This window comes from Kitasatospora sp. NPDC127121, from assembly GCF_042677305.1.
Taxonomy (GTDB): domain Bacteria; phylum Actinomycetota; class Actinomycetes; order Streptomycetales; family Streptomycetaceae; genus Kitasatospora.
On the sequence record NZ_JBHXTQ010000074.1, the window covers coordinates 1 to 11589 of the forward strand.

Below are 11589 nucleotides of genomic sequence, written 5' to 3' on the forward strand. Positions count from 1 at the left end.
GCCCGCCCCCGCGGCGGGCCGCGGCTATGACCGCCGACAACCGCTAGGGGCTCTCTTACGGATCACGCCGGGCGCGCGGCGTGATCCGAAAGAGAGCCCCTAGGTCCTGTCCGGCCGGCACCGGCAGGCACCACCGGAAAAGGGGCGAGCCCCCGCCGCCTCGAAAGGCGACGGGGGCTCGCTGAGGTACCGCAGATGCGGAACCGCCGCGGGTCAGCGCGAGTAGTACTCGACCACCAGCTGCTCGTCACAGATCACCGGGACCTCCTTGCGCTGCGGCGCACGGTCCAGGCGGAAGGCCAGGGCCTTCAGGTTGACCTCGAGGTACTTCGGGGTCTGGCCCTCACCCGCGTAGCCACCCTCACGGGCGACCTGGAACGGGACCTTCTCCTTGCTGCGCTCGCGGACGGTCACCACGAAGCCCGGCTTCATCTGGTACGACGGCTTGTTGACCTTGCCACCGTTGACCTCGATGTGGCCGTGGACGACCATCTGGCGGGCCTGGTAGATGGTGCGGGCAATGCCCGAACGCAGCACCAGCGAGTCCAGACGGGTCTCCAGCTCGGCGACGAGCGCCTCACCGGTCTTGCCCTCGGCCTTCTTCGCGCGGTCGAACGCGCGCGCCATCTGCTTCTCGCTCAGGTCGTACTGGGCGCGCAGACGCTGCTTCTCGAGCAGACGGACCTTGTAGTCCGAGTTCTGCTTGCGACCACGGCCGTGCTGGCCGGGCGGGTACGGGCGGGCCTCGAAGTACTTGACGGACTTCGGGGTCAGCGGCACGCCGAGCGCACGCGCGATCTTGACCTTGGGACGCTTCTGGTTCGCCATGAACCAAACCTTCCTTGCTTACGAATACGGCTTCACCAGGTGTTGACGGAGGTCGCATCTCGCGACCCGGAGACAACCCATCGCCGAGGCGATGCGGTCAGCCGCTCTCCGGAGCCGGGCACAAAAGTGCTGGTCACACGGAACAGCCCGGAAATCCGGGCCGTCCGCGACACCGAAACGGTGCGCGACGCTCCTGGTGCGGGCCTCCCGGAGGAGACCTACGGCCGATGCCCCGCTGGTGCGGCCGGTCGGTGGAGTCTCCTCCGCCGCCGTCCCGGGGCATGGCACTTCGACCGATTGTACCGGGTGGTCGAGCGCCCCTTCTCACTCACCCCTGAGCCGGCCCCGCGTCCACTCCACGACGTCCGCGTACCGGGCCTCGCCGCCGCGCCGGGTCGGCTGGTAGTAGTCCTTGCCGTGCACCGCGTCCGGCGCGTACTGCTGGGCCGCGATGCCCTCCGGCAGGTCGTGCGGGTACTGGTAGCCCTGGCCGTGGCCGAGCTTGCCCGCGCCGCCGTAGTGCGCGTCCCGCAGGTGCGGCGGCACCGCGCCCGCGAGCCCCTGCCGGACGTCCGCCAGCGCCGCGTCGATCGCCAGGTAGGCCGCGTTGGACTTGGGCGCCAGGGCCAGCGCGATCGCCGCCTGGGAGAGGATGATCCGCGCCTCCGGGAAGCCGATCAGGGCCACCGCCTGGGCCGCCGCGACCGCCGTCTGGAGCGCCGTCGGGTCGGCCAGGCCGACATCCTCGCTGGCCGAGATCATCAGCCGGCGGGCGATGAACCGCGGGTCCTCTCCCGCCTCGATCATCCGGGCCAGGTAGTGCAGGGTGGCGTCCACGTCGCTGCCCCGGATCGACTTGATCAGCGCGCTCGCCACGTCGTAGTGCTGGTCGCCGTCCTTGTCGTAGCGCACCGCCGCCTGGTTGACGGCCGTCTCCGTGGTGGCCAGCGTGATGCTCGCCTCGCCCTTCTCCAGCGCCGCCCCGGCCGCCGCCTCCAGCGTGGTGAGCGCCCGCCGGGCGTCACCGCCGGCGAGGCGCACCAGGTGGTCCTCGGACTCCGCCGTCAGCTCCAGCGCGCCCCCCAGGCCGCGCTCGTCGGCCACCGCGCGGCGCAGCAGGGCGCGGACGTCCTCGTCGGTCAGCGACTCCAGGGTGAGCAGCAGCGAGCGGGACAGCAGCGGGGAGATCACCGAGAAGTACGGGTTCTCGGTGGTCGCCGCGATCAGGGTGACCCAGCGGTTCTCCACGGCCGGCAGCAGCGAGTCCTGCTGGGCCTTGGAGAAGCGGTGGATCTCGTCCAGGAACAGCACCGTCTCCCGGCCGGACATGCCGACCGCCCGCCGGGCGCCGTCGATCACCGCCCGGACCTCCTTGACCCCGGCGGTGATCGCGGACAGCTCGACGAAGCGGCCTTCCACGGCCTGGCTGATCACGTGCGCCAGGGTGGTCTTGCCGGTGCCGGGCGGGCCCCAGAGGATCACCGAGCTGGTCGCCGCCGGCCCGCGCGAGCCCGAGACCAGCCGCCGCAGCGGCGACCCGGGCTTCAGCAGCTGCCGCTGCCCGGCCACCTCGTCCAGGGTGCGCGGGCGCATCCGTACGGCCAGCGGCGCCCGGCCGGGCTCCCTGCTCTGGCGTTCCTCGGCGGCGGCGGTGAAGAGGTCCGGTTCGTCCACACCGGAAGCCTATGCGAGGCCGCCGACACACCCGCCGGAGCAGCCGGCCCCATCGCGCCTACGCCCTGTCCCGCCGATCGAGGCGGGCCGCGTGGTCCGGGACGTACTTCTGCAGGTCGCGCGGGGGCCGCTGGTAGCCGCGCGGGGCCGGGCGGGGCGGCAGGTCGATCTGCGGGGCGGTGATCTCGCGGTACGGCACGGTGGAGAGCAGGTGGGCGATCATGTTGATCCGGGCCCGCCGCTTGTCGTCGCTCTCCACCACGTGCCAGGGCGAGTCAGGGGTGTCGGTGTAGACGAACATCTCGTCCTTGGCCCGCGAGTAGTCCTCCCACCGGGTGATCGACTCGACGTCCATCGGGGAGAGCTTCCAGCGCTTCATCGGATCCTCCAGCCGGTCCCGGAAGCGCCGTTCCTGCTCGGTGTCGCTCACCGAGAACCAGTACTTGCGCAGCAGGATGCCCGACTCGATCAGCATCCGCTCGAAGGTCGGGCACTGGTGCAGGAACTGCCAGTACTGCTCGTCCGTGCAGAAGCCCATGACCCGCTCGACACCGGCCCGGTTGTACCAGCTGCGGTCGAACAGCACGATCTCCCCGGCGGCCGGCAGCTGCTCGACGTACCGCTGGAAGTACCACTGGGTCTTCTGCCGCTCGGTCGGGGTCGGCAGCGCCGCGACCCGGGCGATGCGCGGGTTCAGGTACTCCGTCACCCGCTTGATCGCGCCGCCCTTGCCGGCGGCGTCGCGCCCCTCGAAGACCACCACCAGCCGGGCGCCCTCGACCCGCACCCACTCCTGCAGCTTCACCAGTTCCTGCTGGAGCCGCAGCAGTTCCCGCTCGTACGGCTTCCTCGCGAGTCGTTCCGGCTTCGCGGTCCGCTGCTCCTCGGCCACCTGGGGTCCTCCGTCCGGCTGCTGCTGATGAGCACTCACCGTAGGCGCTGGAGGCCGCCTCCGCAGGTCGGCGGACGGATGGGCGGCAGCGGCGGCCCCCTGAACCGCCGCTGCCGCGCTCCCCCGTCCGGTCGGCGCGAACGCCGAACGATCAACCTTGGCCCACACCTGCCGGACGGGTCCAATATCCGGTTCCATAACCTTGGGGCATGGATGTCGACACCCGCCTGCTGCGCAGCTTCGCCGCGGTCTGCGAGGAGGGGCAGCTGACCGCTGCCGCGGCCCGGCTGTTCGTCTCCCAGCCGACGCTCACCAAGCAGATCCGCCAGCTGGAGTCGCTGCTCGGGGTCGAGCTGTTCGAGCGGTCGCGGCGCGGCATGGCGCCCACCCCGGCCGGGCGGGCGCTGGCGGACTACGCCGGGGCGATGCTGGCCGGCTGGGAGGACGCGCTGCGGGCCACCCGGGCGGCCGCCGCCGAGCAGGGCTCGGTGCTGCGCGTGGGGTTCGAGGGCGGCATCATCAATCTGATGACCCGCAGCACCGTCGCCGACTTCGCCCGGCGGATGCCCGGCTGGCAGGTCGAGTTGCGGCAGAACAACTGGTTCGACCCGACCTCGGGCCTGGCCACCGGCGAGATCGACCTGACGCTCTGGCACGGCCCGGCGTGGCTGGTCGAGCACTACAACGTCGCCGTGCTCGGCGAGGAGGCGCGGGTCGTGGCGCTGCCGGCCGGGCACCGGCTGGCGGACCGGGCCGAGCTGTCCGTCGAGGACCTGCTGGACGAGCCGTTCGTGGCGATACCGCACGAGGCCGGGCACTGGCGCGAGTACTGGCTGGCGGGCCGGGAGCGGGGCGGGCGTCCGGTGCGGATCGGCGCGGTGGCGCACAACACCGACGAGTGGCTGGCCGCGGTGGTGTGCGGTCAGGGCGTCGGCTTCGCACCGGAGACGATGAGCCGGCTGGCCGTACGGGATGACGTCGCGTACCGGCCGGTACGGGGGCTCAGCCCGAGCAGGGTCGGGCTGTACTGGCCGAAGGACCGCGAACTCACGCCGGCGATGGCCGCGTTCGTGCGCAGCTGCCGGGTCACGGTCCCCTTCGGCCGGCTGGGAAGGTCGGGTGGGACGGAGCCCCTGGTGAAAACGGAGCCCCGGGTGGGAACGCGGTCGGTGGAACCGAACTGACGGTCTACACCGCCACGAAGGCCTCGGGGTAGCGGCAGAGCCCGCGCGGAGCGCCGTCGTACGCGGGCAGCGGCAGCGCCTGGAAGTAGGCGTCCGGCACCTCGAACGGCCCGCTGATCTCGTGCCGTCCGGCCGCGCTGAAGCCGAACCGCCCGTAGTACTCCGGGTCGCCGAGGACGACCACGAGCTTCTCCCCCGCCTTCTCGGCCGCCGACAGCGCGGCCCGGACGACGAGTTCGCCGACGCCCTTGCGCTGCCACTCCGGCGCGACGGCGACCGGCGCGAGCGCGAGGCCCGCGCCGTCCTCGCCGACCCGCAGCCGGGTCAGCAGCGCGTGCCCGATCACCAGCCCGGCCTCGTCGACCGCGACCAGCGACAGCTCGGGCAGCCAGGCCGGATCGCGGCGCAGCGCGTCGACCAGGTCCGCCTCGTCCGGGCCGGGGAACGCGGCCATGTGGACGCGTCTGGTCGCCGGGACGTCATCCGGACACTCGACCCTTGTGATCACCTGCATGAGTCAACCCTCCTTGTGTCACACGTCATTGTGGACCGGCCCCGGACGGTGGGTGGACCGTCCGGGGCCGTTGAAGGTTAGCGGATCCGGTGTCAGGCGTCGGACTTCGCGGCGTCCTCGCGCAGCTTCGGCTTGGCGTCCACGCCGGCCTCCCGGCGCTGGGCCGGGGTGATCGGGGTCGGGGCGCCGGTCAGCGGGTCACCGCCGGTGGACGTCTTCGGGAAGGCGATGACGTCGCGGATGGTGTCGTACCCGCCGAGCAGGGTGACGATGCGGTCGAGGCCGAAGGCGACGCCACCGTGCGGCGGCGGGCCGTAGTTGAAGGCGTCCAGCAGGAAGCCGAACTGCGAGGCCGCCTCCTCCTCGGAGAGGCCGATCGCGTCGAACGCCCGCTTCTGCACGTCGCGCTGGTGGATACGGATCGAACCGCCGCCCAGCTCCGAGCCGTTGAGGACCAGGTCGTAGGCGTTGGACAGCGCCGAGCCCGGGTCGGTGTCGAAGGTGGCGAGCGACTCGGCGGTCGGGGCGGTGAACGGGTGGTGCACCGCGTGCCAGCCCTGGAACTCGCCCTTGTCGTCCTCGATCGGCTCGAACATCGGGAAGTCGACGACCCAGAGGAAGGCCCACTGCGACGCGTCGATCAGCTCGCAGCGGCGGCCGATCTCCAGGCGGGCGGCGCCCAGCAGCTCCTGCGAGGGGCGCTGCTTGCCGGCCGCGAAGAAGATCGCGTCGCCGTTCTTGGCGCCCGCGGCGGCGGCCAGGCCGGCCAGGTGCTCCTCGGACAGGTTCTTGGCGACCGGGCCGCGCAGCTCGCCGGTCTCGGCGTCGATGACGACGTAGGCCAGGCCGCGGGCGCCGCGCGCCTTGGCCCAGTCCTGCCAGGCGTCGAGCGCCTTGCGGGGCTGCGAGGCACCGCCGGGCATCACCACGGCGCCGACGTACGGGGCCTGGAAGACGCGGAACGCGGTGCCCTTGAAGTACTCGGTGAGGTCGGTGAGTTCCTGTCCGAAGCGGACGTCCGGCTTGTCGGAGCCGTAGCGGGCCATGGCGTCCGCGTAGGTCATCCGGGGCAGCGGGTTGGGGAGCTCGTAGCCGTGCACCTCGCGCCAGATCGAGCCGACGATCTTCTCGCCGAGGGCCAGGATGTCCTCCTGGTCGACGAACGAGGCCTCGATGTCGAGCTGGGTGAACTCCGGCTGCCGGTCGGCGCGGAAGTCCTCGTCGCGGAAGCAGCGGGCGATCTGGTAGTAGCGCTCCATGCCGGCCACCATCAGCAGCTGCTTGAACAGCTGGGGCGACTGCGGCAGCGCGTACCAGTGGCCGGGCTGCAGGCGGACCGGGACGAGGAAGTCGCGGGCACCCTCGGGGGTGGAGCGGGTGAGGTACGGCGTCTCGATGTCGAGGTAGTCGTTCTCCTCCATCACCCGGCGGATGATGTTGCTCACCTTGGAGCGCAGCCGCAGGCCCTTGGCCGGGCCCTCGCGGCGCAGGTCCAGGTAGCGGTAGCGCAGCCGGACCTCCTCGTTGACCGTGCCCGGCTCGTACTCGGCGACCGGGAAGGGCAGCGGGGCGGCCTCGGAGAGGACCTCGATCTCGCTGACGACAACCTCGACCGCGCCGGTCGGGATGTCCGGGTTCTCGTTGCCGTCGGGGCGCACCCGGACGTCGCCGACGACCTTGACGCAGTACTCGGCGCGAAGGCCGTGCACCGAGTCGAGGTCGCGGACCACGATCTGCACGGTGCCGGAGGCGTCGCGCAGATCGATGAAGGCGACACCGCCGTGGTCGCGGCGGCGGGCGACCCAGCCGGCCAGGGTGACGGTGGTGCCTGCGTGCTCCGGGCGGAGCGTGCCCGCGTCGTGCGTGCGGATCACAGCTGCTTCTCCTTCAGGGTGGTGACGAGTGCGTCGAGGGCGACGGGGTTCTGCTCGCCGGTGGTCAGGTCCTTGAGCTGGACGACGCCGTCGGCGAGGTCCCGGTCCCCGGCCACGAGGGCGAAGCGGGCGCCGGACCGGTCGGCGGACTTCATGGCGTTCTTGATGCTCTTGACGCCGAAGGCGAGGTCGGTGGCGACGCCGGCCCGGCGCAGCTCGACCACCTTGGCGAACAGGACGTTCTTGGCCTCCTCGCCGAGCGCGACGGCGTACACGGAGGTCGCGGCGGGCAGGTCGAGGACGATGCCCTCGGCCTCCATCGCCAGGAAGGTGCGGTCCACGCCGAGGGCCCAGCCGACGGACGGCAGCGCCGGGCCGCCGATCATTTCGGACAGGCCGTCGTAGCGGCCGCCGCCGCCGATCGCGGACTGGGCGCCGAGGCCGTTGTGCACGAACTCGAAGGTGGTGCGGGTGTAGTAGTCCAGGCCGCGGACCAGCTTCGGGTCGTCGACGAAGGCCACGCCGTTCGCGGTGAGCAGCTCGCGGACCTTCTCGTCGTACGCCTTGCACTCCTCGCACAGGTAGTCGCGCAGCTTGGGCGCGTCGACCAGCTGGGCCTGCACCGACTCGCGCTTGTCGTCCAGGACGCGCAGCGGGTTGATGTCGGCGCGGCGGCGGGTGTCCTCGTCCAGGTCCAGGCCGGCGAGGAACTCGACCAGGGCGGCGCGGTAGACCGGGCGGCACTGCTTGTCGCCGAGGCTGTTGAGCAGCAGCGAGTAGTCGCGCACGCCCAGCGAGCGGAAGGCGTCGTCGGCGAGGATGATCAGCTCGGCGTCCAGGGCCGGGTCCTCGGCCCCGATCGCCTCGGCGCCGACCTGGGAGAACTGGCGGTAGCGGCCCTTCTGGGCGCGCTCGTAGCGGTAGTACGAGCCGGAGTACCAGAGCTTGACCGGCAGGTTGCCCTGCTTGTGCAGGTTGGCCTGGAGGGCGGCGCGCAGCACCGAGGCGGTGCCCTCCGGGCGCAGCGCGAGCTCGTCGCCGCCGCGGGTGGTGAGGTTGTACATCTCCTTGCTGACGATGTCGGTGGACTCGCCGACGCCGCGGGAGAAGAGCTTCACGTCCTCGAAGACCGGAGTCTCGACGTAGCCGTAGCCGGCCCGGCGGGCGGGCGCGGCGATGCGCTCGCGGATCGCCAGGAAGGTCGCGGAGCTGGGGGGCAGCAGGTCGTAGGTGCCCTTGGGGGCGGTGAAGGTGCTCAACTTCTCTTCCGTCACATTCCTCGTCGCGGGAAAGCCTGGGCGCCGGCCGCCCCTGCTGCCTGTCGGAGGTAGGGGTTGGTGGCGCGCTCGTGGCCGATGGTGGTCTGTCCGCCGTGGCCGGAGAGGACCACGGTGGTGTCGTCGAGGGGCAGGCACACCCGGGCCAGCGACCGCATGATCGCCTCGCTGTCCCCGCCCGGGAGGTCGGTACGCCCGATGGAGCCGGCGAACAGCAGGTCGCCCGAGAACAGCACCGGGGGGAGGTCCTCGGCACCGGGCGTCCGGAAGGTCACCGACCCCCCGGTATGGCCCGGGGCGTGGTCCACGGTGAGCTGCAGGCCGGCGAGCTCCAGCACGGCGCCGTCGGTGAGCTCGCGCACGTCGTCGGGCTCGCCGACGGTGAGCTCGCCCATCAGCTGGGTGCCCAGGGCGCGGCCGAGGGCCTTCTCCGGGTCGGACATCATGTACCGGTCCTCGGGGTGGATCCAGGCCGGGACGCCGCGGGCGCCGCAGACCGGGACCACCGAGGCCACGTGGTCGATGTGGCCGTGCGTGAGCACCACGGCGACGGGCTTGAGCCCGTGCTCGCGGACCATCTCCTCGACACCGCGCGCCGCCTGGTGGCCGGGATCGACGATGACGCACTCCTCGCCCGCCGCCGGGGCGACCAGGTAGCAGTTGGTGCCCCAGGCTCCAGCGGGGAATCCGGCGATGAACACGCGCGTCCTTCGTGATGCGGTCGGCAGTGGCGGCTACGGTCGCGGCTGCCGGGTCGGATGCAGCCACCAGTCATGCAGCAAACCAGTGAGGTAAAGGCAGCCTACCGGCGGTGCGGGTGCGGTTGCGAACCAGATAGGGGTGGCGCGCGCGGTTCGCACTGACAGGTTCACCGCGTTCTTACAGGCCCGGTCCCTACACTTGGCCGCCGATGGATGCGATGATCCGCTTCGGTACCCATCCACTTTCCCAGCACATCCGTAGGAGACACGGCCGGTGGTCAGCAGCGAACAGCGGCGGCGGCAGCTCGCCCGAGAGAAGTACGAGCGCCAGATGGAGCGGCGGGTCGCCGCGCGGTCCGCGCGCAGGCGCCGCAACACGATCCTGGGCTCCGCGCTCGCCGTCGTGGTGCTGGCCGGCGGCGGTGCGCTGGTCGGCACCGGGGCGTTCAGCTCGGACAAGGACAAGTCGGCTTCGGCCGCCTCCTCCGCCAAGGCCGCGCCGAGCCAGAGCGCCGAGCCGACCACCCCGACCCGCAAGCCGGTCGAGGGCTGCGCCGATCCGGCGCCGGGCGCGCCGAACGGCAAGCAGTGGCAGGCCGAGCCGGCCATGGCGCTCGACGCGGGCGGCTCGTACACCGCGACGCTGGACACCAACTGCGGCAAGGTGACGCTCGCGCTCGACGCGGCCAAGGCCCCGCACACGGTGAACTCCTTCGTCTTCCTGGCCGGGGAGAAGTACTTCGACCACACCAAGTGCCACCGCCTCACCACCGACGGCATCTTCGTGCTCCAGTGCGGCGACCCGACCGCCAGCGCGACCGTCCCGGGCGGCACCGGCGGCCCCGGGTACAAGTTCGCGGACGAGAACCTGACCGGCGCGACCTACCCGGCGGGCACCGTGGCGATGGCCAACTCCGGCCCCGGGACGAACGGGAGCCAGTTCTTCCTGGTCTACAAGGACACCCAGCTGCCCCCGAACTACACCCCCTTCGGCAAGATCACCGGGGGCCTGGACGCGGTGCAGAAGATCGCCGCCGCGGGCACCCTGGAGGGCGCCCCGGACGGCCACCCGATGGCCGACGTCACCTTCAACTCGGTGACCACGACAAAGAGTTGACATCTCCCGGGGCCGCCCACAAGGGGCGCCCGAAGCGCCTCGGCGCGGCCCCGGCCCGAAATCGCCCGGCCCGGATGCGGACAGCACCGGGGCCGGTCGCCTATGTTGGCGTTGTATCAGGGTGCCCGTACCCGCCTGGCCGTCACCCTCGGCAGCAAGTCACGGCGGACGGGGACGGCGGACTCATCGGTCCGCCGCACATCAACTGTGGACGACGGACGCGCGCCGCCCCGGCGCGGGCGCGACGTCATGTGGAGGACGCGCTATGAGCAGCGACCCGTGGGGCCGTGTCGACGAGCAGGGCACGGTCTACGTCAGGACGGCCGACGGCGAACGCGTCGTAGGTTCCTGGCAGGCCGGCTCGCCCGAGGAGGCCCTCGCCTACTTCGAGCGCAAGTACCAGGGCATCGAGGTGGAGATCGGCCTGCTGGAGAAGCGGGTGCGCACCACCGACCTGGCCGCCAAGGACGCCCAGGCCGCGCTGGACCACCTGCGCGCCCAGGTGACCGAGGGGCACGCGGTCGGCGACCTGGCCGCCCTGGCCAAGCGGCTGGACACGCTCGCCGGCGAGATCGAGAGCCGGCGCGAGGAGCGCAAGGCCGCTCGTGCCAAGGCCCAGGACGAGACCCGCACCGCCAAGGAGGCGCTGGTCTCCGAGGCCGAGCAGCTCGCCGAGTCCACCCAGTGGCGGGAGGCCGGGGACCGGCTGCGCGCCCTGGTGGACACCTGGAAGGGCCTGCCCCGGCTGGACCGCAAGAGCGACGACGAGCTGTGGCACCGCTTCTCGCACGCCCGCTCGGTCTTCTCCAAGCACCGCAAGGCGCACTTCGCGACCCTGGACGCCGAGCGCGAGCAGGCCCGGCAGACCAAGGAGGCGCTGGTCGCCGAGGCCGAGGCGCTGTCCTCGTCCACCGAGTGGGGCGACACCGCGGCCGCCTACCGCGACCTGATGGCGCGCTGGAAGTCCGCCGGCCGGGCCCAGCGGGACATCGAGGACGAGCTGTGGGCGCGCTTCCGCGGCGCGCAGGACGTCTTCTTCCAGGCCCGTTCCGCGGTGTTCAGCGAGCGGGACGCCGAGCAGGTGGCCAACCAGAAGCTCAAGGAGGCGCTGGCCGTCGAGGCCGAGGCGATCCTGCCGATCACCGACCTGAAGGCCGCCAAGGCGGCGCTGCGCGAGGTCAACGAGCGCTGGGAGGCGATCGGGCACGTGCCGCGCGACGCCCGTCCGAAGCTGGACGGCCGGCTGAACACGGTCGAGCGGGCCATCCGCGAGGCCGAGGACACCGAATGGAAGCGCTCCAACCCGGAGGCCAAGGCGCGCGCCGCCGGCATGGTCGGCCTGTTCGAGGCGAAGGCCGACAAGATCCGGGCCGATCTGGACAAGGCCCGCGCCGCCGGGAACGCCGGCCGGATCGCCAAGCTGGAGAACGAGCTGGCCGGCGTGCAGACCCTGCTGGAGCAGGCGCACCGGAGCCAGGAGGAGTTCAGCGGCTGATCCGCCGAACGCACGAGAGAGGGCCCCGGGATC

Annotated in this window: 10 protein-coding genes; 3 read left to right on the forward strand and 7 right to left on the reverse strand. The window is 72.0% G+C overall.

Annotated elements, in window-relative coordinates; genetic code table 11:
- Nucleotides 1-213: 213 nt before the first annotated feature.
- From rpsD to ppk2, 3 genes are all read right to left on the reverse strand, one after another.
- Nucleotides 214-828, reverse strand: a complete 615-nt coding sequence (rpsD, locus tag ACFVHI_RS28880; RefSeq protein ID WP_063346792.1) for a 30S ribosomal protein S4 — start codon at nucleotides 826-828, stop codon at nucleotides 214-216.
- Between the two features lie 324 nt (nucleotides 829-1152).
- Entirely contained in the window at nucleotides 1153-2502 is a 1350-nt protein-coding gene (locus tag ACFVHI_RS28885; protein ID WP_380344264.1) for a replication-associated recombination protein A, read from the reverse strand.
- 58 nt (nucleotides 2503-2560) lie between these two features.
- A complete protein-coding gene (ppk2, locus tag ACFVHI_RS28890) occupies nucleotides 2561-3394 on the reverse strand; it encodes a polyphosphate kinase 2 (protein WP_063346794.1) in 834 nt (277 codons plus the stop codon).
- Nucleotides 3395-3603: 209 nt separating this feature from the next.
- Here ppk2 and ACFVHI_RS28895 point away from each other — a divergent pair, with 209 nt between their 5' ends.
- Nucleotides 3604-4578 (forward strand): LysR family transcriptional regulator, encoded by a 975-nt coding sequence (locus tag ACFVHI_RS28895; RefSeq protein WP_380344267.1) that lies wholly within the window; start codon nucleotides 3604-3606, stop codon nucleotides 4576-4578.
- Nucleotides 4579-4582: 4 nt separating this feature from the next.
- Here the strand turns inward: ACFVHI_RS28895 and ACFVHI_RS28900 are convergent, their stop codons facing one another.
- From ACFVHI_RS28900 to ACFVHI_RS28915, 4 genes are all read right to left on the reverse strand, one after another.
- The gene (locus ACFVHI_RS28900) at nucleotides 4583-5092 is read right to left on the reverse strand and encodes a GNAT family N-acetyltransferase (RefSeq protein WP_063346796.1); all 510 of its coding nucleotides are present in this window, start codon (nucleotides 5090-5092) and stop codon (nucleotides 4583-4585) included.
- A gap of 92 nt (nucleotides 5093-5184) precedes the next feature.
- Entirely contained in the window at nucleotides 5185-6966 is a 1782-nt protein-coding gene (aspS, locus tag ACFVHI_RS28905; RefSeq protein ID WP_063346797.1) for an aspartate--tRNA ligase, read from the reverse strand.
- Nucleotides 6963-8225, reverse strand: coding sequence for a histidine--tRNA ligase (gene hisS, locus ACFVHI_RS28910; RefSeq protein WP_063346798.1), 1263 nt, complete (start codon nucleotides 8223-8225; stop codon nucleotides 6963-6965). The genes aspS and hisS overlap by 4 nt, the downstream gene beginning before the upstream one ends.
- Nucleotides 8226-8236: 11 nt before the next feature.
- A complete protein-coding gene (locus ACFVHI_RS28915; RefSeq protein WP_063346799.1) occupies nucleotides 8237-8944 on the reverse strand; it encodes an MBL fold metallo-hydrolase in 708 nt (235 codons plus the stop codon).
- A gap of 274 nt (nucleotides 8945-9218) precedes the next feature.
- Between ACFVHI_RS28915 and ACFVHI_RS28920 the strand changes: the two genes are divergently transcribed.
- Together ACFVHI_RS28920 and ACFVHI_RS28925 are read left to right on the forward strand one after the other, a co-directional pair.
- Entirely contained in the window at nucleotides 9219-10061 is an 843-nt protein-coding gene (locus ACFVHI_RS28920; protein WP_380344272.1) for a peptidylprolyl isomerase, read from the forward strand.
- Between the two features lie 265 nt (nucleotides 10062-10326).
- Nucleotides 10327-11556 carry a DUF349 domain-containing protein gene (locus tag ACFVHI_RS28925; RefSeq protein ID WP_380344275.1) on the forward strand — a complete coding sequence of 410 codons (1230 nt, stop codon included), beginning with the start codon at nucleotides 10327-10329 and terminating at the stop codon, nucleotides 11554-11556.
- The last annotated feature ends 33 nt before the right edge of the window (nucleotides 11557-11589 follow it).

Coding starts and splice junctions, on each gene's coding strand:
- ACFVHI_RS28925 (WP_380344275.1), top strand. CDS start 10,327: ATGAGCAGCGACCCGTGGGGCCGTGTCGACGAGCAGGGCACGGTCTAC.
- rpsD (WP_063346792.1), bottom strand. CDS start 828: ATGGCGAACCAGAAGCGTCCCAAGGTCAAGATCGCGCGTGCGCTCGGC.
- ACFVHI_RS28895 (WP_380344267.1), top strand. CDS start 3,604: ATGGATGTCGACACCCGCCTGCTGCGCAGCTTCGCCGCGGTCTGCGAG.
- ACFVHI_RS28900 (WP_063346796.1), bottom strand. CDS start 5,092: ATGCAGGTGATCACAAGGGTCGAGTGTCCGGATGACGTCCCGGCGACC.